Origin of the sequence: Neomicrococcus lactis (genome assembly GCF_014200305.1) — a bacterium.
Taxonomy (GTDB): domain Bacteria; phylum Actinomycetota; class Actinomycetes; order Actinomycetales; family Micrococcaceae; genus Neomicrococcus; species Neomicrococcus lactis.
This window is the reverse complement of the sequence record NZ_JACHBL010000001.1, coordinates 2,407,247-2,424,927: the sequence shown is the minus strand read 5'-3', so window position 1 is coordinate 2,424,927 and position 17,681 is coordinate 2,407,247. Positions and strand designations below refer to the sequence as shown.

Here is a 17,681-nt window from a genome sequence, read left to right as displayed (position 1 = left end):
AGGACATTACAATTGTGGAGGTAAGGGGATTCGAACCCCTGACCTTCTGCATGCCATGCAGACGCGCTACCAACTGCGCCATACCCCCGCACCCAAACTGAATCGTTCAGGAACGCTTATCTAATTTACTCCAAACATCCGCACGAGTCCAAATCGGCTCCAAATCGGCCAAACGCGCGTGGCTAGGTCCCAGAACAGTACACGTCTGCAGCTATCAAAAGAAGGGGCTGTAACGCGCGTTTGAAAATCGGGAGTATGCTACAAAATTGTGTTCTTCAGAGCGCGTCTAAAACGCAAACTTCGGGCCGTCTTCTCCCCCGTGGCGGACGCTGTAGACAACCTGCGGTCCGGCTACCGCAGCCCCTACTCACATACCACCGGCAGAAGTTCGGTGATTGGCCAGCGCCTTCGTCGTCTCCAGCCGCAGACTCCGGCTCAGATCATCGCTATCGGCTTCTTGACCACCATCGTGGTGGGCACGCTACTGCTGATGACTCCGGCGGCTCGCGTGGGCGATGGCGCCGCGAGCTTCCTCGACGCCCTGTTCACTGCCACGTCCGCCACCTGCGTGACGGGCTTGATCACTGTGGACACCCCCACGTACTGGACGCCGTTTGGGCACGCGGTCATCATCGCGCTGATTCAGATCGGCGGCTTCGGCGTCATGTCCTTCGGCGCGCTGATCGGCCTCGTGATCACCCGCAAACTGGGCCTTCGCTCCCGCCTGATCACCGCGCAGGAAACTAAAGCGCAAGGCCTCGGCGAGACCAAGCGCGTCATCGTGAATGTCCTGTTGATTAGCGCCGTGACGGAAGCCGCGATCGCCGTCGTACTGGCTCTTCGTTTTGCCTTCGGGTACGGGTACGCGCCTGATAAGGCAATCTGGTTCGGCGTTTTCCACTCGATTTCAGCGTTCAACAACGCCGGTTTCGCGCTCTACACGGACAGCATCATCGGCTTCGTAGGCGATCCCTGGATCGTCATCCCCTTGAGCATCGGCGTGATCCTCGGCGGCCTCGGCTTCCCCGTGATCATGGAGCTGCGCCGCCGCTACCGCAAGCCAAAATCCTTCAGCATCCACACCAAGCTCGTGCTGATCGGCACCGTGGTCCTCCTGGTGGGCGGCACCGTGTTCATCTCCGTCCTGGAATGGAACAACGCCGAGACTCTCGGCCCGCTCAGCGACGGCGAGAAAATTCTCGCGGGCTTCTTCCAATCCACCGTCACCCGTACCGCGGGCTTCAACTCGATCGACGTGGGCCAAATGCACCCGGTCTCCTGGCTGGGCATGGACATCCTCATGTTCATCGGCGCCGGCCCCGCCGGTACCGCCGGTGGTCTGAAGATCACCACGTTCGCCATCCTGTTCTTCATCATGCTCACCGAGATCCGTGGCGGCACCGCCGTGAACATCTTCGGCAAACGCATCTCCCGCTCCCTGCACCGCGAAGCGCTCACCATTGTGCTGCTCTCACTGGGCTTGGTGGTGGGCTCCACCATGGCCATCATGCTGATGTCAGACCTCGGTCAGGATCGCATCCTCTTCGAGGTGGTCTCCGCGTTCGCCACCGTGGGCATGAGCACCGGCATCACCGCAGCGCTACCGCCCGCGGCGCAGTACATTTTGATTGTGCTGATGTTCGCTGGTCGTGTGGGTCCTGTGACTATTGCTTCCGCGCTGGCACTGAAGACGCGCCATCCGCTCTACGAATACCCGAAGGAAAGGCCGCTCATTGGCTAACTCACGCAAATTCTTTGGTTCATCGGAAACGCGCGCCCTGCGCACGGTGGCCGTCATTGGCTTGGGCCGTTTCGGCGGCGCCCTCGCGGTAGAGCTGGAATCCCTCGGCATCGAGGTCTTGGGCATCGACGCCCGCGAAGACACCGTGCAGAGCTTCAACGGCATCCTCACCCACGTGGTGCGCGCCGATTCCACGCGCGAAGAAGTGCTGCGCCAGCTCGGCGTCCACGAGTTCGATGTCGCCATTGTGGGCATCGGCTCGGACATCGAAGCGAGCATCCTGACCGCGTCCCGACTGCTCAAGTTCAACAAGCCCGCCATCTGGGCGAAGGCTATTAGCGAGCCGCACGCGGAGATCCTGGGCCAGCTCGGCGTCAGCCACGTGGTGCGCCCGGAGAACGACATGGGCCGACGCGTAGCTCACCTCATTTCCGGCGGCATCATTGACTACATCGATTTGGGTCAGGACTTCGTGTTGGTCCGCACGCGCGCACCGGAATTCGCGTTGCACCGCCCGCTGAGCGTGCTCGAGCTGCGGAAGACGCACGGCATCACCATCACGGCCATTCGTCCGGCTGATGGCAAGTGGGAGTCCGCTACCCCGCAGACCATCATCGAAGCCGAGGATGAGATCCTGGTCCAGGGCCCGCGCCGCAACGTGGAGAGCTTCCGACCCAGCGCCTAACGTGTGATCTAGATTGCTCCCAGCGTTTTAGAATGAAGTCATTGTTGGGGGGACTAGAAGAACGAGGGCGCGTGTGAGTGAGAATTCACGAACTGATATCCAGTACGACGACGCAGCACCGGTACCAGAGACCGTTGCAGTAACGCACGGGTTAGATTCCAACGGTACAGATTCGAAAGAGCTGACCGTGCGGGACGTGATTTTCCGGGATCCGGATGACGGGCCAGTGGTTCCGATTGACGCACCCAAGCCGATTCCGGGCATCCCGCGCTACTTAAGCATCGTCATTGGCGCGGCAGCGCTCTTGATGATCCTGGTGGGCGTGCAGGGCGCGAAGGACATCATCGCGCCGGTCTTCCTCGGTTTGAACCTGCTCATTGTGGTGTATCCGCTGCAGCGCTGGCTCGCCGCCAAGATTCAGCGACACATCGCCGCAGCGCTCGCGCTCGTGGTGGTGCTGTTAGTACTGGCCTTATTCGTAACGCTTGCGGTGTGGTCCGTGACGGAGCTGATCCGCGAACTCCCCCAGTACAACGCGCAATTCACGCGCCTCGTTAATGAGTCTTACGCGTGGTTGGAAAGCATTGGCATTTCCAGCGGAATGATCGAGTCCAGTGTTCAGGGCATCACGGCCGGTAACCTCATGAGCCTCGTGACGCCGATCCTGAGCAACGTCACCGGCATCCTCTCGATGCTCGCAACCCTGATCATGGGAGTCTTCTTCTTCTCGATGGATTCGGCGAGCATCATCCGCCGACTCACCCGCGTTGCCGAGGACCGCCCGCACATCGCCGGCGCCCTCATTGACTTCGCCCACGGCGTCCGACGCTACTGGGTGGTCACCACCATCTTCGGTCTCATTGTGGCCGTGCTGGATGTGATGGTGCTGGGCATCATCGGCGTGCACTTGGTGTGGGTATGGGGCGTGCTCGCGTTCATCACCAACTACATTCCGAACATCGGCTTTGTCATTGGCCTGGTGCCGCCAGCGCTTTTGGCGCTCTTGGACGGCGGCTGGATTCCGGCGCTCGCTGTTGTCATCTCCTACAGCGTCTTGAACTTCACGGTGCAGTCCATCATTCAGCCCAAATTCACGGGCGAATCCGTGGGCGTCACGCCAACGGTTTCCTTCTTGTCCCTCATGTTCTGGGTCATCATTTTGGGCTGGCTCGGCGCGCTCATCGCGCTTCCAGCCACGTTACTCTTGAAGGCCCTCCTCGTCGATGCGGACCCGAGCGCCCGCTGGGTCAACGCCCTCATTTCCTCGAAGCCGCAGGATTCCCGCCCGCGCTCCAACGCAGATTTGCTGATGCTCGCTCAAATGGGCGGCACCGGCGTGAAGGCGGATGAGATCAAAAACGACGACGCCGCAGCTCGCCGCCAAGGCTAGCCTCCGGTTACTCTGGGGTCAGCTGAGATCCAGTGCTTGCCACTGGGCATAGAGCGTGAAGCCTGCTGATTCTGCGACTCGCTGAGAGCCGGCGTTCTCAAGGTTGCAGCGATACTGCGGTTCGAGTCCAAGGCTCAGCGCTTCCAGGCTCAGCCCTCGGACGGTGAGTGCGCCCAGACCTTGACCGCGGAAATTCGGATCCGTGATGACTCCGATGTCCGCAATCACGGATCCTTCCTTGCTCGCGGGCCAGGTGTACATGCTAGCGACGGAGACGAGCCGGTCGCCTCGAAATGTCCCGTACACGAGCAGATCGTCCAGGGATACTTCCGCTTCGTCGAGATCGTCTTCGGTGTTCAATTGCTGAAACCGGCCAAAGGCTACCGCGTCCTCGGCGGTGAGTTTTCGTGTCTCTGCCAGCGGCATCTGGCTGGAGTAGGCGGCCTGATCTGCGAGCGCTATGTAGAAAACGTAGTCCGCTTCGTGAAGCGTGATGTCAGCGAGTCTGTCCCTGTATTCAGGCCGAAACGTCAGGATGCTGGGGCCTGATTCGGGACGAAGCAGCTCAACAGGTCGCTTGTCCGGAAGCTCGAGACTTTCATGAACCACGGCTTCGCCAAAAGGCGTCTGCTCGAGGGGAAGACCCTCGATATTTTGGGGAATCCAGTGGTCAGTGACGCGACGAGAGAACATCTACTCAGTGTGCCCTGCCTGCCCCTCCGAAGAGTAGCTTCGCGTCAGAAAAGTTGCTCCATACCAAAGGCTAGGAGCTTAGCCTTTGGTATGGACAGCGTTATCGAAGGTTAGGCGGCGTCGATCTTGCGCTGACGCATGGCGGTCAGCAGGGCCAAGATGAGTCCGAGGACTGCGAGCGCGGCGCCCAAGAACATCGGTGCGCGGAGCCCAAACCCGGCGTCCAAAACAGCTGCGCCAAGAAGAGCACCAAGGGCGTTTGCGGTGTTCAAGCTCGAGTGGTTGAGGCTCGCGGCCAACGCTTGAGCCTTCGGTGCGGAGTCCATCAACAGCGCCTGGAGCGAAGGCACCAAGGCGGAACCGGCGATGCCCAGCAGCGGCACCCAGATGAACACCAACCACGTGATGTGCGCTGTGAGTCCAAACCCGAGCTGCAACGCAATCATCACGATGCAGCACCACACGATGGTGCGGATGACCGAGATATCGGAGAGCTTGCCGCCCACCCAGTTACCAATAACCATGCCCACGCCGTAGAGCGCCAGCAGAACAGGAACGGTCTTGAGCGAGATCCCGGCGACATCCGTAGCAATCGGCGAGATGTAGGAGTACATCGCGAAGAAGCCGCCGAAGCCCACCACTCCGGTGGCGATCGCCATCCAGACCTGGCCGTTCTTGAGCGCGGAGAGTTCGGTACGAACGGAAGCGTTCTTCAAAGCCGGTACGTTCGGCACCAAGAGGATGATCAAGAGCAACGTCAGCGCACCCACGAAAGCAACGGAGGCAAACATCCAGCGCCATCCAAAGTTCTGTCCCAGCCACGTGATGAACGGGACGCCCACCACGTTCGCGACGGACAGCCCCATCATGACCCACGCGATGGCCGAGCCACGCTTAGTGGGAGCCACGAAGGATGCAGCCAGGATTGCAGCTAGCCCGAAGTAGGCGCCGTGCGGAAGACCGGAAAGGAAGCGCGCGGCCACGATGAGTTCGTAGGTGGGAGCGAAGAAGGAAAGAGAGTTGAAGACTGTGAAGGCCACCATGAGCCAGATGACTGCGGTTTTGCGCGGGGCTTTCGCGAGCATGGCGGTCAGGATGGGTGCGCCGACGACGACGCCGAGCGCATACGCACTAATCAAAACACCCATAGCCGGCAGTGAGACGCCGAGGTCCTTCGAGCCTTCTTGCACCAGACCCATGATGGTGAATTCCGTGGCGCCGATTCCGAAGCCACCCATCGCGAGGGCTACTACAGCCCAGAACAGTTTCGAACCATAGAGCTTCGGCTCCACCACGGCATGGCTAGCGGTGTTGGTGAGAGGCGTGCTGGAGGAAGGCTCAGGATTTTGGGTCACGCGCCATCCTAGAATTTTTCAGCGCTAATGAACACAGTGAGGCCGGGAGAGGTGACTAATCTCTCCCGGCCTCACTGGCCACTTAGTGGCGATGTAGTTGAAGTGCTCCGCTTGGTTTAGCGGCCAAAGAGCTTCGAGAAGAAGCCGCCCTGCGAAGGTTCCTTCGGGTCGTTGTCGTGCCCTGGGCAACGGTCGCTCTTGGGGATGTGGCGCATGACGTCATCCACGTGCTGGCCACAGCCAGCCCAAGTGGTCTTTCCGCACTTCTTGCAAGATACTGCTCTGCACATATTGGTTTCTCCCTACGATGATTTTTGTTGTGGTAATGAGGAAATTTGGTGATGACTACGCGTGATGCGGAGTGCGTTGCTGAATTCGCTGTTGAGCGGCGAACCATCCGGCATAGCTGCCTTCAAGTTCCACCACGCTGTAGCCGGCCCGGCGCAATCCACTTGCCACCACGGAGTTACGCACTCCGGACTGGCAGAAGGTGATGATGCGCTTTGCTGGCAATTCGTCGAGTCGCCACATGGCGGATCCGCCCGAGAGCTGTTGAGCTCCTGGGATGGTGCCTTCAGCAAACTCGTTCTTGGAGCGCACATCGATCAACGGCAACTCAGCGAGCTCGCCGCCTCCGGACTCGCGGGCTTCAATGAACTCTTCTGGAGTGATCATTTCCGGGATGTACTGCTCGAGCCCGTCAATGCTCGTGGTCCATGCATTCGCGCCGTCGATTCCTACACGAAGCAGTGCGTCCCGGAAGGTCTCGGCCGCCACTTGCGACGGAGCCAGGACAATGAGGTCACGATCCTCTTCGTCAGGATCAATCACCCACGCGGCATAGTTGCTTGCTGAGTTTCCGGCTGGCACGTTGAGCGAACCAACAACGGTTCCCTCATGCACTTCGGCCTGCGAACGCGTGTCGATGAAGATCGCCTGATCAGCAGCCAGTTCATCGGTCACTTGCGTATCCGTGAGCTCGCGCATTTCGGCAAGCTCACCGAGGATCGCAGGACCCTGCTTGTTCTGGCGCTTCATGCGAGCAAAGTACGCGTGTGCATCCGGCTGCCCCGCAAGCAGAGCGTCGGTGAAGGCTGCGGCGTCGTCGTCCTTCATGAACGGTGCCCACCACGCATACAAGCGTTCGTAGCCAACCGTGCTGGACGGGATAGCGCCAAGCGCCTTGCCGCACGGGCTGCCGGCGCCGTGGCCCGGGTGAACCTGGACGTGATCCGGTAGCGCCAAGAAGACGTTCTTGAGGCTCTGGAAGAGGGCCTGTGCGCCGCCGAAGCGTGTGTTCACTCCCCCAGCGGCCTCATCGAGGAGGTCGGGGCGTCCCACATCGCCAGCGAAGACGAAGTCACCCGAGAGCAAGTAGCCTGGCTGATCCGTGACGGCGCCGTCTGTGATCAAGTAGGACAAGTGCTCGGGCGTGTGCCCCGGGGTGTGCAGTGCTTGGACGGTGATGTTGCCCAGCGCGAAGGTGTCCTGGTGCATTAAGCGCGTAGCGTCGAAGCCGTACTGCCAGTCCGCTCCGCCTTCGCCGGAGACCAAGAGCTCAGCTCCGGTAGCTGCCGCGAGTTCGCGAGATCCGGACAAGAAGTCCGCGTGAATGTGAGTTTCCGTCACGTGAGTGATGGTCAGGCCGTGCTTGGCGGCGAGGTCCAGATAGACCTGGATGTCGCGTCGTGGGTCAACTACCAATGCTTTGCCTTGGCGCTGACAGCCCACAAGGTAGCTGGCCTGAGCTAGGCCTTCTTCGTAGATTCGTTCAAGAAGCATTCCTTGTCCCCGTTCTCTGTCGTTGAAATACCTGAGGGGGTATCCGTTGATTCCATAGTAAATACCCCCATGGGTATACGTCAAGTTACCCCGGGGGGTATAGTTGAATCTTGAATCAGCGCACTACCGCGCAACGCAACAGCGTGCGCAACAAAGGAGAGTCATGGAACTCAATACCGAAGACATGAAGCCGATCATCAACCGACTCAAGCGCGCACAAGGTCAAATGGGCGCAGTGATTCGCATGCTCGAAGAGGGCCGCGAATGCCAAGACGTCATTACGCAGCTATCCGCCGTATCGAAGGCCGTGGATCGCGCCGGCTTTGCGATTATTGCCAGCGGACTTCAGCAATGCTTGACGGATGAGAATTCGGATGTAGACCCTAAGGATCTCGAAAAGATGTTCATGAGCCTGGCCTAGGCTTCGCGCCCGACCAGGCGTCATGCCTGAACTTAGGCTTTGTCTTCAGCCTGCCCTTGAGCAGCAGCTACCAGCTCGCCCACGGCGGCCGTAATGTCCTGAGCGTGCGCGCCGACAACAGCTGCGGCGTCGTTCAGTAAATGATCTTTGCCGTAGTCAACCTCGCTATTGAGCGGAATCTGAATTCCCACCTCCAGCACGTTCGCCCGAATGCGGCCCAGCACCTGACGCAACTGCTCGGCAGCCTTCGCGCCGCCCTTCGCACCGTAGCTCACCAGCAGAATTGGCTTCTTGCGCCATTCTGAATAGAGATAGTCGATGGCATTTTTGAGGCTTGCGGGGTAGCCCCAGTTATATTCGGCGGTGACAATGACGACGGCGTCGCTCGCCTTTATGAGGCCGCTCCAATTTTTCGTATGCTCGTGCACGTAGTTGCCGAGCGCCGGCATCTCAGGCTCGTCCAAGAACGGCAGATTCAGCTCCTTGAGGTCCGTCACTTCCACGTTGACCTGCCGGTTTTCGCCGATGATCTTCACGACCTCTTCCGCGATCTGCGGACCCACGCGCACAGGGCGCGTACTCGCGATGATGACGCGGACGGTGGTGGCCTGAGTTTCCGTCATGGTTTCCTCCTGGATGTGACGCCAATAACAACTCGTCCCAGCCTAGTGAATGATGCGAGGCCATTTCACCACAGCTCCGCCCCGAAGTGAGGCCATTTCACCACAGCTCCGCCCCCATGTGAGAACACTTTTCGACGAGGAATCTCGAAAAAGTTGTAGAAAATTGGCCGCACAGTGGGGTGGAAGACGGTGGACGGAGGGGCGGTTTCACCGGCTCCAAGCAACCTCAAAAGGCGTCGCAAACACTCAAGTTATAGCCCTGCTCGTGGCTGGCGGCGTGACCACCATGGAATACGCCACCCTGATCTTCGCGCTGCCCGTGACGATTGTTGCGTACCTCGTGATGGCCTCGTTCTCCAAGGTGCTTCGTATGGAACGTGCTGAGCGGGAGGGCCGGGCCCAGCGTCGTCGTACTGTATCTGCCGTGGGCGGCAACGTGCCCTATCGATCCTGGCGCCGCCAGCAATCCCAGCGTCACGAAAGAAGCTGCGGAACGCTCTGAATAGCCGTGTAGATCGAGATAACAATCAGCAGGCTCGCGAAGCTGAGCTGAAGAACCTTCTTCGGAATGTGGTGCGCGAACTTGCCGCCGACCACGGAGCCGCTCATCGCGAGCAGCGTGAAGACACTCACGACAACCCAGTCCAGGTGCATAGCCGCTTCGCCGTGCAGTATGAACGCCGTGACGCTGTTGAGGAAGATGACCAGCAGCGAGGTACCCACGGCCACCGGCATTGCGAGGCCGAAGACCAACATGAGCGCCGGAACAATCGCAAAGCCGCCGCCCACTCCGAAGAATCCGGTCAAGAAACCCACAATGGTGGCGGTGATGACAAGGTAAATAACCCCTCGGAAATTGATGACCAGCTTGCCGTCCACGCGCGCGAACAAACGGTTGAGGGTAGGCGGTTTGGTGGATGGCTTGAGGGCTTTGCGGATCATGGTTCCCGCAACCACCACTAGCAAGATGGAGAACAGCGAGAGCAAGAGCGCGCTATCAATGCCTTTTGCCATCAAGGTCCCGAGGAACGCACCGCCAATGCCGAAGACGCCAAACAGGATTCCTTCTTGGAACCACACGTGCTTGTAGCGGGCATGGGTAAAGACTCCAGAGAGCGCGCCTAAGCCCACAATCACGAGGGAGGCCACGGCGGCGTCGTGCACTGGCATGCCCAAACCAAACGTCAACAGCGGGATGGCAAGAATGGCGCCACCACCGCCCAAGGCCCCCATCAAGAGACCAACGAATAGCCCGCCAACAATGGCAATGAACACGGCTTCTCCCTCTTTAGAGGGGGTACGTTAACGGCGTGAAATATACCCCCGGGAGTATTTTACCAGCTAGGCGGAGTGGGCAGAGGCTGCTCAGATTCCACGTGCTCAGCATCGCCGCGGGACAACCATAATCGAGGTCGAGGAAATGGAGCGGTTTCCGAGTTTGACCTCATCAAAGGTGATTCCCCCGCCAAGCGCTCAGCCCGCTGAGAGAAGTTGGCGATGGATTCTCCGAGTCGCGTCACGAGGTTCGCGGTGGGCAGTGCGGCCAACCGCGCTTGTACTCGCAGTACGCGCCAAACATGCCCGAGTGGCTCTTGCGCGGCACCGTGAAGCCTGAGCTCATGCTTGACCCGAAGCCACGCACCGATGGTGGCGCAGGCGAAGAGGCTGTCTACAACTACGTACTCGCCAAGGAAGGCCAGTCCAGCACTTGAGCTTCCCGGAAATCGTCGGTGCGTTCTTCACGTCCGGCATCCTGATTTTGCTGCGCGAGTTGTCCGGCCAGGTGCGCCGTGTCATGAAAGCCATGCTGATCGTTCGGAGGCCTCGAAATGCTCCGGGCGCTCCTGCAAGCCTTCGTCACCGCGTTCTCCACGCGCTTCACGCTCGGCGCGCTCACCACGTTCGTCGTGACGATCTCCGGGCTCAGCATCTGGAACATTCACCCGGCGTTCTGGGGTCTCGTCATCTGTTACGCGATTTCGCGTCTGCTGGAGCCTGCCGATTACGCGCCAGCCGACTAACCGATCGGGAAGACCAGGCAGGACCCGGTTGCGGTCGCCACGACCTTGCCCGCACCGTCCGTCACGTGACCCTCTGCGAACGCGACTCGGCTTCCGGGCTTCGTCACCACACCGGTCACGGTCAGCTCGCCGCTTTCCGCGGTCACGCCGCGCAAGTAACTGACCTTGATTTCGATCGAGGTATAGCCGCTGCCTTGCGGAAGAGTGGTCTGCACAGCGCATCCCAGCGCCGAGTCCAGCAGCGTACACACCAGCCCTCCGTGAACAATGCCGAGCGGATTATAGTGCGACTCGTCCGGCGTGCACACAAACGAAACAGTTCCCGCGCTGACCTCGGACAACGTGAAATCCATGAGGCTTGCGATCGGCGGCGCTGGCAGGTCTCCGGACATCATCTGCTGCATATATTCAAGGCCGGTCAGTTTCGGCATCGCCGCCGGACCCGGCCGCGGATCCGCCCACTCAATCACCTTTTTGCGCTCAGACATGCGGGTTCCTTTCGCTTTCTTTTCTTTAGCGTACGACGCCGCAGCTTCAGTTACCCGATACCGGTGCGAACTCTGTGGACACTAAGGTGACGCAGCGTAATTGTGCGTGTTGGAATAGATTCAGACGCATATAAGTTGAGGGAAGTATGAAGAACATAGGTTTTCTGTCATTCGGTCACTGGACAGACCACCCGCAGTCGGGGACGCGCAGTGCGTCCGATGCGTTGTTGCAGGCAATTGACCTAGCCGTCGCTGCAGAAGAGCTGGGCGCTGATGGAGCATATTTCCGCGTCCACCACTTCGCTCAGCAATACGCGTCTCCGTTTCCACTCTTGGCGGCCATTGGCGCGCGCACCAAAAAGATTGAAATCGGTACGGGCGTCATCGATATGCGCTAGTGCATCTCGCAGTTGTAGCCTTGGAGTTATGACTAAAGTTGCGGCGTACGTCCGAGCATCCGTCGATTTCACCGGTGAGCGCTGGTCGGTCGGCACTCAGAAGGAGGTCATTGCACGTCGAGCCGAGGAACGCGGTTGGAAGATCGTCGACGTCTATGAGGACAGTGGAGTGTCGGCATCCAAGGCGCGCGGTCCCAAGACTGACTGGGCGAGACTGCTTCGCGACGCCGATGCGGGCCACATCGACATGGTCGTGGCAGTGGACGTGGATCGACTGCTTCGGAGCACGAAGGATCTCAACACCCTGATCGACCATGGGCTCAAGATCGTCACACTGGACGGCGAAATCGACCTGTCCACGGCTGACGGCGAGTTCAGGGCGACGATGCTGGCGTCCATCGCGAGGTTCGAGACAAGGCGGAAGTCCGAGCGCCAGCTCAGGTCGAATGCCCGTCGACGGGCAGAGGGCCTGCCTGCCTCGGCCTGGACACCGTTCGGCTGGACGAAGGGCGGCGAGGTCGTCCCTGATCAGGCGGAGGCGGTCCGCAGGGCGTTCGACGCCTTTCTCGGCGAGCCGTCGCTGTCCATCCGCCGCATTCGCGAGGACCTCAACGCAGCCGGTCACCGCACTGCCCGAGGATCCGAGTTTTCCACCGACGCTGTCCGTTACCTGCTCGGGAACCCGCTCTACGCGGGCTTCATCAAGAAGTATTCCACGGGCGAGCTGCACCCTGTTACGGATGAACGGTTCCCGCCTATCGTCGCCGAACAGACATGGCGGGCAGCGGTGGCGAAGCTGGAGGACAACGTGAGGCGGGCGGCCAGGCAGGGCAATCAGCCGAAGTACCTGCTGTCGTCGGTCGGGCGGTGCGGGAAGTGTGGCGCGACGCTCGTCTCTGGGACCAACAGTCAAGGTGTAGGTACCTACCGGTGCGGCGACCATTTCCACCTCTCGCGCCAGCGCGCGCCCGTCGATGCGATGGTGACCGAAGCCGTCCTCACCAGACTATCCGCGGGGGACGTGCACGACCTGGTCGTACCCAAGGAGGACGTCGGGGTCGACCGCGAGGCACTACTGACGGAGCGCAACGCCCTGGTCGAACGCGTGAACGAGCTGAGCCCCATGCTGAGCGACGTCAGTCAGCCCGTTATCGAGATCACGCAAGCGATCAACGATGTGAAGGCCCGCATCGTCGAGATCGACGCCGAACTGCATGATCGGTCAGTGTCGCAGACGGCGGACTTCATGGTCGACATCGACGATCCCGTTGGCACCGTGCAGCGCCGCGAAGCTGTAGAGCGGAAGTGGGATGCGTGGGACATGGACCGTCGTCGGCTACTCGTGGACGAGCTGGTGATGGTGACCATCGAGCCGATCCGCCCAGGTCACGTGAAGTTCGACCCTGACCTCATTCGGATCGATCCGAGTCGCAACTGACTCACGAGTCGACTCGTCATTGCAATGGTGAGTCGAGTCGTGGGAGAATGGTTGCAGACATAGAGAATCCCCCGGGGTCCGAGGTAGTAACTCGGCACGAGCCCCCGATAATTAGCCGGTAAACACAGTCGTAAGCGCTCGACGGGATCCGGAAGAACTCATTCGTGAGGTTTTCCGTCATGTCTTCTGTCGTTCTCGACGACGCTTCCACCAGCGATCTGCTTCCTCCCCTGACCCCAGTGTGGTCTAAGGGGTTCCCTTCCCGCGATGATGGTGACGATCCCGTCATCGCCGCTGCCCGCGCCGCTGGTCATCGTGCCGGTAAGCGCCTGGCTAAGACCCCATTGACCCCTCGACAGAGGGCTGTCATCGCCTCCCTGGTCGGGGGTGGTCGGGCATGAGCGCCAACGCCTCCGCATTCGACCACGTCCTTGGTTTCCGTTGGCGTCAGGGCGATTCGTCCCTTGCCGAAAGTGAGGCTCGACTCCACGACCTCGGAGTGCTCCGCTCCGTCCTCGAAGAAGTCGTAGAGCTGTCGGTCGCTGACGCCCGTGCAGACGGGGTCACCTGGGCGAGGATCGGTGATGCCCTGGACGTTACCCACCAGGCCGTCATCAAGCGTTACGGGAAGCGTTCTGGGGGTGATCGCCGATGAGCACCGACCCCCACCCCCGTTCCATCGCTCTCGCCGACCTGACCTCGCCCGGAGGGCCTGACCTGGCACCCGCCGCAGGCGGGCTGCCCGCTGATGTGTCAGTCTCCAAGAGTTTCGGGAGCTCTACTTGTTCCTACGGGCGCGGCAAGGGCTTGTCGATTGCCGCGCTTTGCAACGAAATGCCTGGTCAGAAGGCTGTTCCCGCGTTCCGACTCACCGAGAATACGCGGGGTCATTTGGGGTCTCATTTGGGGGTCAATAGGGGGTCAATTAGGCGCCTGACTCTCTACGTACCCTTCCGTGCAGCCCTGGCCGGGGGTGGTCACCATGGCTAAGCAGGAGAACAATCCCACGAGCATCGGCGTCACCCAGTACCTCGATCGGGAGTACTGGACCTGGGCGGTGATCGATCCGAACGGCGCTGCATTGCTCCAGCAGGATGCCGAGGCGATCCTCGCCTACCTCGTGCAGCGGCTGGAGGCTAGCGGTGGCGAGGTCGTCGAGGCCTACGGGATCATCCACGACAAGGACGAGCGCGAGGTCTGGAGCGAAGCCCAGCAGGCACTCGTGATGGAGCCGAAACCCGCGCACCTGCATGCAGTCATCAAGTTCAAGAACCGCTCGAAGAGTGCGCCGATCGCAAGGCTTGCCGATCTGCTCGGAGTCGAGCCGCAGTACGTCGAGAAGCCGAAGGCCGGGCGGTACGCGCATGACAACATGCTGAGCTACCTCACGCATGCGAAGTACTCGGACAAGCACCAGTACGCGCCCGCCGAGGTCGCCACTGTTCGCGGGCCCGACTACCTCGGGATCGACGCCCAGCGCCGTGAGACATGGCTGAAGGGCCGTGCCCACCTGAAGAAGAAGCGGGTGGCCGAGGACTTCGAGGACATGCGCGATCGGGTGCTCCAGGGCGAGATCACGCGTGATCAGATCATGCTCACCGATGAGCTGTTCGACATCTACTCGCGACATCAGCGAGAGATCGACGATGCCCTCTCGGCCTACGGCCAGCGCCGGGCGTACCGGGCGGCCGCGAATCTTCGGGCCGGTGCCTTCTCGACGCACGTGGTGTTCGTTCACGGGGACGCCGGGATCGGCAAGACCCGGTTCGCTACGGACTTCATCACGGCCTCGATCAATGCCGCGAACGCCCACGGCGAGCGGTGGCAGGTCTACCGCGCCGCGACCGGAAACCCGCTCGATGACTGGCGTGGGGAGGAGGTCCTGCTGCTCGACGATCTGCGCGCTTCGGCTATGGACGCGAACGACTGGTTGCTGCTGCTCGATCCGTACAACGCCTCACCCGCAAAGGCGCGTTACAGGAACAAGGGCGAGGTGGCACCGCGCCTGATCGTCATCACGGCCACGATCGAGCCGGTCGAGTTCTTCTACTACGCTCGCCAGAAGGGCAACGTGGACGAGGCGCTGGACCAGTTCATCCGCCGTTTGGCCTCGGTTGTGAAGGTCTTCCGCGCCGATGACATCAACCGCTACCTCGTGCAGCACATCGGGAGGATCGAACCGTACGAGTGGCATCAGTGCAGCCTCCCGGCCGCCGAGCACACGCCGGGCGTGAGCGGCAACGTGTACCACCAGAGAGTCGGCTCGCGCGAGCTGACCTACGGCCCTGAGACTTCGGCCGAGCATGACGCCGAGAGCGCGGTCGTCGAGCTGCTTAGCGGGCTCGCGGTCCGAAGCCCTGACGTGCCGTTGGCGATGGCCGCGGGAGGTGCGTCATGAACACGATGCATGTCCTCGATGAGGGTCGACTCTCCCCTCCGCCCGCAGGGAGCGAAGCGACCGAGGACGGAGGCCAGCGGTACTTGGACGACAAGAGCGCCAGCGATTTGTCGGACAAGTACCCTGCTGGCCCTGACCGTACGGCTACTAACACCGATGATGGTCACGGAGTCGATGAGCCCCAGGCGAATCGCGACGTGAGCATCGACGTGCGGGTCACGAAGGCGGAGCGCGAAGCGGTTCGGCGACGTGCTCGCAGGCTCGGCGTGAAGCCGAGCAAGTGGGCGCGCACGGTCATTCTCGATGCCTTGGACTCTCGCAGGGACGGTCTCGGGCAGATGGAGGTCATGGCAGCCTCCACTCCATCGCCGGAGTTGAGTCAGGCGGTCGAGCAGGTGCGCCGGGTTGGGGTCAACCTCAACCAGGTTCTTCGTCGCGGCGGTGCCCTCGACGCCGAGCTGCTGCGCGAGGTCATGGACTCGATGGATGACGTGCGGGCCCAGCTCGGGGATCGGACGGCGCTGTGAGTACGGTCAATGTGAAGCCGTCCCGGTCCGCCAGGGACTCTGTCGGGTACGCCCTCTACGGCAACGACAAGGACAAGCGCGCGGAGCACGTTACGAACGGCACCGATCGCGTCGCGGCGATGTCGTGCTCAGTGGAGTCGCCGGAGGGCTTCGTCGCCCGCGCTGAGGCGCTGGCGAAATCTCGCGGTCGGAAGAACGAGCTGTACTCGTACACGCAGAACTTCTCGCCCGAGGAGTTCGACAAGGACGACCAGGGGCACGTGCGGCGGGTCAATGAGCTGGGCGAGAAGCTCGCTGGCCGGATGCACTCGGCCGATCACCTCGTGGTCACCCATGCCGACTCGGCCGGCGGTCACCTGCATAACCATATCTACGTCATCAACCACGACAACCTCACCGGAAAGTCGCTGCAGCGGAACACATCGTGGAAGAACGGCCTGCACCAGGTCAATGACCAACTGATGCGTGCCGAAAATTGCCGAGTCCTCCCGTCGCCAGAGCAGGCCAGGCCGGACTGGTCACAACGCCGAGAAGAGTTCGCAGTCGACGGGTTCGAGCGCACGCTCGGTGACAAGGTGGCCTCTTCGTTGCGGGACAAGCGGTCAGTGGACCGGGCGGGTTTCACCGAGGTGCTCGAAGAGCACGGCGTCACCCTCGCAGAGACCCAGCGAGACGGCTGGACGTACAAGATGCGTCGGGCTGACAACGGCAAGCTCGGCCGCAAGAAGGCATCGACGCTGACGCCGGAGTTCACCGCCGAGGGCGCACAGCAGATCTTCGAGTTCCACGAGAACTACCGACAGAAGGAGCAGAACAATGAGCATTCTCGACGAGATGCGAAACGAACAGCAGGAGTCCGGGTCGAACTCGACGGGCTCGAGTCCGTCGGAACCTACGAACGCCGAGGTCATCGCGGCGATCAACAGGCAGACGAAAGCCGTGAACGGACTGAAGGGGTACCTGCGGATCGCGATGGAGGAGACCGTCAAGGAGGAATTGAAGGCCCTGCCGTCGACCTCGCAGCAGTCCGCCAGCACGTCGCCGCAGATCGAGAGCGTCGAGAGCAGGCTGAGCGAGATCGAAAGCACGCTCAGCGAGTTCGCGCAGAGTCTCGACGGGAAGCGGCTGCAGAGCGCCTCGCAGAGCTTGATCGCCGAAGCGCAGAAAAGTCACGTGGCTACGGCCTCGGCGACTGAGAACCTCCAGGCCATGGCTGAGGACAACCAGAAGCTCGTGAGCCGGGTGGGAGGAGCGGTGCAGCGGATCGAGAAGCGCACCGAAGAGCGCGTCGAGAAAGCAGTCGAGCAGGTCGTCGGAGAAGCCTCGGCCACGATGACTGCAAACTTTGATGCCTCGAATGAGCGTGCCGACCGGATCATCGCCGCCACGGCGAAGCTGGAGGCCCGTCAGCTCTGGTCGGCAGCCGCCGCGATGTGCCTGGCCCTCCTGCCGGTGGCAGTGGTCATCGCCGGGGCCTGGATGGCCGTCGCCGGGCTCATCACGGGCACTCAGTGGGCACTCGACGTGGACGGAGGCGTCTGGCTCGGCATCGGGCGCTGGCTCGTGGTTTGCGTGGGCCTCGCCGGTACCGGCTACGCCCTCTTCTCGTCCGTCCGTTGGGTCTCCGGCCTGGTGGAGGCATGGAAGGGCCGCGGGATGCCGAAGTGGCGGAGCTGAGCCATGTCACTGAGGGCTGAAGCCAATCGGTCCACGTCGTCGGT

At 61.3% G+C, this 17,681-nt stretch carries 20 protein-coding genes, 1 tRNA gene and 2 pseudogenes; 15 read left to right on the top strand and 8 right to left on the bottom strand.

The window, feature by feature from the left end; all coding sequences use genetic code 11:
• Nucleotides 1-15 precede the first annotated feature (15 nt).
• Nucleotides 16-88: transfer RNA gene (locus BKA12_RS10985), tRNA-Ala, on the bottom strand.
• A gap of 303 nt (nucleotides 89-391) precedes the next feature.
• On the opposite strand from BKA12_RS10985, the gene BKA12_RS10980 reads away from it, so the two are divergent.
• The 3 genes from BKA12_RS10980 (at nucleotide 392) to BKA12_RS10970 (ending at nucleotide 3,816) form a co-directional block, all read left to right on the top strand.
• Nucleotides 392-1,741 (top strand): TrkH family potassium uptake protein, encoded by a 1,350-nt coding sequence (locus tag BKA12_RS10980; RefSeq protein WP_460691944.1) that lies wholly within the window; start codon nucleotides 392-394, stop codon nucleotides 1,739-1,741.
• Complete coding sequence (locus BKA12_RS10975) at nucleotides 1,734-2,426, top strand: potassium channel family protein (RefSeq protein ID WP_183643746.1); 693 nt, start codon at nucleotides 1,734-1,736, stop codon at nucleotides 2,424-2,426. The genes BKA12_RS10980 and BKA12_RS10975 overlap by 8 nt, the downstream gene beginning before the upstream one ends.
• 73 nt (nucleotides 2,427-2,499) lie before the next feature.
• A complete protein-coding gene (locus tag BKA12_RS10970; protein WP_183643743.1) occupies nucleotides 2,500-3,816 on the top strand; it encodes an AI-2E family transporter in 1,317 nt (438 codons plus the stop codon).
• A gap of 18 nt (nucleotides 3,817-3,834) precedes the next feature.
• Here BKA12_RS10970 and BKA12_RS10965 read toward each other — a convergent pair whose 3' ends face one another.
• From BKA12_RS10965 to BKA12_RS10950, 4 genes are all read right to left on the bottom strand, one after another.
• Nucleotides 3,835-4,509 carry a GNAT family N-acetyltransferase gene (locus BKA12_RS10965; RefSeq protein WP_183643740.1) on the bottom strand — a complete coding sequence of 225 codons (675 nt, stop codon included), beginning with the start codon at nucleotides 4,507-4,509 and terminating at the stop codon, nucleotides 3,835-3,837.
• 110 nt (nucleotides 4,510-4,619) lie between these two features.
• Nucleotides 4,620-5,864 carry an MFS transporter gene (locus BKA12_RS10960; protein ID WP_338087511.1) on the bottom strand — a complete coding sequence of 415 codons (1,245 nt, stop codon included), beginning with the start codon at nucleotides 5,862-5,864 and terminating at the stop codon, nucleotides 4,620-4,622.
• 116 nt (nucleotides 5,865-5,980) lie between these two features.
• Entirely contained in the window at nucleotides 5,981-6,154 is a 174-nt protein-coding gene (locus BKA12_RS10955; RefSeq protein ID WP_183643737.1) for a hypothetical protein, read from the bottom strand.
• 55 nt (nucleotides 6,155-6,209) lie between these two features.
• Complete coding sequence (locus BKA12_RS10950) at nucleotides 6,210-7,646, bottom strand: MBL fold metallo-hydrolase (RefSeq protein WP_183643735.1); 1,437 nt, start codon at nucleotides 7,644-7,646, stop codon at nucleotides 6,210-6,212.
• A gap of 163 nt (nucleotides 7,647-7,809) precedes the next feature.
• Between BKA12_RS10950 and BKA12_RS10945 the strand changes: the two genes are divergently transcribed.
• Nucleotides 7,810-8,067: a metal-sensitive transcriptional regulator gene (locus BKA12_RS10945; protein ID WP_071894686.1), complete on the top strand. Its 258-nt coding sequence runs from the start codon at nucleotides 7,810-7,812 to the stop codon at nucleotides 8,065-8,067.
• A 32-nt stretch (nucleotides 8,068-8,099) separates the two neighbouring features.
• Here BKA12_RS10945 and BKA12_RS10940 read toward each other — a convergent pair whose 3' ends face one another.
• On the bottom strand, nucleotides 8,100-8,690 hold the full coding sequence (locus tag BKA12_RS10940) for an NADPH-dependent FMN reductase (RefSeq protein WP_183643732.1): 591 nt from the start codon (nucleotides 8,688-8,690) through the stop codon (nucleotides 8,100-8,102).
• A gap of 265 nt (nucleotides 8,691-8,955) precedes the next feature.
• Here BKA12_RS10940 and BKA12_RS10935 point away from each other — a divergent pair, with 265 nt between their 5' ends.
• On the top strand, nucleotides 8,956-9,192 hold the full coding sequence (locus BKA12_RS10935) for a hypothetical protein (RefSeq protein ID WP_246361680.1): 237 nt from the start codon (nucleotides 8,956-8,958) through the stop codon (nucleotides 9,190-9,192).
• Here BKA12_RS10935 and BKA12_RS10930 read toward each other — a convergent pair.
• The gene (locus BKA12_RS10930) at nucleotides 9,165-9,965 is read right to left on the bottom strand and encodes a TSUP family transporter (RefSeq protein WP_221228086.1); all 801 of its coding nucleotides are present in this window, start codon (nucleotides 9,963-9,965) and stop codon (nucleotides 9,165-9,167) included. The genes BKA12_RS10935 and BKA12_RS10930 overlap by 28 nt on opposite strands.
• 302 nt (nucleotides 9,966-10,267) lie before the next feature.
• Between BKA12_RS10930 and BKA12_RS12560 the strand changes: the two genes are divergently transcribed.
• Both BKA12_RS12560 and BKA12_RS10920 read left to right on the top strand, forming a co-directional pair.
• Complete coding sequence (locus tag BKA12_RS12560; RefSeq protein WP_276510690.1) at nucleotides 10,268-10,402, top strand: hypothetical protein; 135 nt, start codon at nucleotides 10,268-10,270, stop codon at nucleotides 10,400-10,402.
• 117 nt (nucleotides 10,403-10,519) lie between these two features.
• Nucleotides 10,520-10,711, top strand: a complete 192-nt coding sequence (locus BKA12_RS10920) for a benzoate/H(+) symporter BenE family transporter (protein ID WP_183643729.1) — start codon at nucleotides 10,520-10,522, stop codon at nucleotides 10,709-10,711.
• On the opposite strand, the gene BKA12_RS10915 is transcribed toward BKA12_RS10920, so the two are convergent.
• Nucleotides 10,708-11,199, bottom strand: a complete 492-nt coding sequence (locus tag BKA12_RS10915) for a PaaI family thioesterase (RefSeq protein WP_183643726.1) — start codon at nucleotides 11,197-11,199, stop codon at nucleotides 10,708-10,710. The two genes, BKA12_RS10920 and BKA12_RS10915, sit on opposite strands and share 4 nt — an antisense overlap.
• Nucleotides 11,200-11,345: 146 nt before the next feature.
• On the opposite strand from BKA12_RS10915, the pseudogene BKA12_RS10910 reads away from it, so the two are divergent.
• The 8 genes and pseudogenes from BKA12_RS10910 to BKA12_RS12755 all read left to right on the top strand — a co-directional run.
• Nucleotides 11,346-11,594 (top strand): annotated as a pseudogene (locus tag BKA12_RS10910) (LLM class flavin-dependent oxidoreductase); the annotation flags it as partial.
• A 31-nt stretch (nucleotides 11,595-11,625) separates the two neighbouring features.
• A complete protein-coding gene (locus BKA12_RS10905; protein ID WP_183643723.1) occupies nucleotides 11,626-13,035 on the top strand; it encodes a recombinase family protein in 1,410 nt (469 codons plus the stop codon).
• A 179-nt stretch (nucleotides 13,036-13,214) separates the two neighbouring features.
• On the top strand, nucleotides 13,215-13,436 hold the full coding sequence (locus tag BKA12_RS10900) for a hypothetical protein (RefSeq protein WP_246361678.1): 222 nt from the start codon (nucleotides 13,215-13,217) through the stop codon (nucleotides 13,434-13,436).
• Nucleotides 13,433-13,690 carry a hypothetical protein gene (locus BKA12_RS10895; RefSeq protein WP_183643720.1) on the top strand — a complete coding sequence of 86 codons (258 nt, stop codon included), beginning with the start codon at nucleotides 13,433-13,435 and terminating at the stop codon, nucleotides 13,688-13,690. Before BKA12_RS10900 ends, BKA12_RS10895 begins: the two co-directional genes overlap by 4 nt.
• A 318-nt stretch (nucleotides 13,691-14,008) precedes the next feature.
• On the top strand, nucleotides 14,009-15,433 hold the full coding sequence (locus tag BKA12_RS10890) for a Rep family protein (protein WP_338087539.1): 1,425 nt from the start codon (nucleotides 14,009-14,011) through the stop codon (nucleotides 15,431-15,433).
• 197 nt (nucleotides 15,434-15,630) lie between these two features.
• Complete coding sequence (locus tag BKA12_RS10885; RefSeq protein ID WP_221228085.1) at nucleotides 15,631-15,960, top strand: plasmid mobilization protein; 330 nt, start codon at nucleotides 15,631-15,633, stop codon at nucleotides 15,958-15,960.
• Nucleotides 15,957-16,418: pseudogene (locus tag BKA12_RS12760) on the top strand (relaxase/mobilization nuclease domain-containing protein); the annotation flags it as partial. The gene BKA12_RS10885 and the pseudogene BKA12_RS12760, both read left to right, overlap by 4 nt.
• A 451-nt stretch (nucleotides 16,419-16,869) precedes the next feature.
• Nucleotides 16,870-17,637, top strand: a complete 768-nt coding sequence (locus BKA12_RS12755) for a hypothetical protein (protein WP_460691950.1) — start codon at nucleotides 16,870-16,872, stop codon at nucleotides 17,635-17,637.
• Nucleotides 17,638-17,681 lie beyond the last annotated feature (44 nt).

What these genes read in the sequence shown, in the direction of transcription:
- BKA12_RS10895 (WP_183643720.1), top strand. Translation starts at nt 13,433, where the DNA reads ATGAGCGCCAACGCCTCCGCATTCGACCACGTCCTTGGTTTCCGTTGG.
- BKA12_RS10955 (WP_183643737.1), bottom strand. Translation starts at nt 6,154, where the DNA reads ATGTGCAGAGCAGTATCTTGCAAGAAGTGCGGAAAGACCACTTGGGCT.
- BKA12_RS10940 (WP_183643732.1), bottom strand. Translation starts at nt 8,690, where the DNA reads ATGACGGAAACTCAGGCCACCACCGTCCGCGTCATCATCGCGAGTACG.
- BKA12_RS10945 (WP_071894686.1), top strand. Translation starts at nt 7,810, where the DNA reads ATGGAACTCAATACCGAAGACATGAAGCCGATCATCAACCGACTCAAG.
- BKA12_RS10915 (WP_183643726.1), bottom strand. Translation starts at nt 11,199, where the DNA reads ATGTCTGAGCGCAAAAAGGTGATTGAGTGGGCGGATCCGCGGCCGGGT.
- BKA12_RS10965 (WP_183643740.1), bottom strand. Translation starts at nt 4,509, where the DNA reads ATGTTCTCTCGTCGCGTCACTGACCACTGGATTCCCCAAAATATCGAG.
- BKA12_RS10900 (WP_246361678.1), top strand. Translation starts at nt 13,215, where the DNA reads ATGTCTTCTGTCGTTCTCGACGACGCTTCCACCAGCGATCTGCTTCCT.
- BKA12_RS10920 (WP_183643729.1), top strand. Translation starts at nt 10,520, where the DNA reads ATGCTCCGGGCGCTCCTGCAAGCCTTCGTCACCGCGTTCTCCACGCGC.
- BKA12_RS10905 (WP_183643723.1), top strand. Translation starts at nt 11,626, where the DNA reads ATGACTAAAGTTGCGGCGTACGTCCGAGCATCCGTCGATTTCACCGGT.
- BKA12_RS12560 (WP_276510690.1), top strand. Translation starts at nt 10,268, where the DNA reads ATGCCCGAGTGGCTCTTGCGCGGCACCGTGAAGCCTGAGCTCATGCTT.
- BKA12_RS10950 (WP_183643735.1), bottom strand. Translation starts at nt 7,646, where the DNA reads ATGCTTCTTGAACGAATCTACGAAGAAGGCCTAGCTCAGGCCAGCTAC.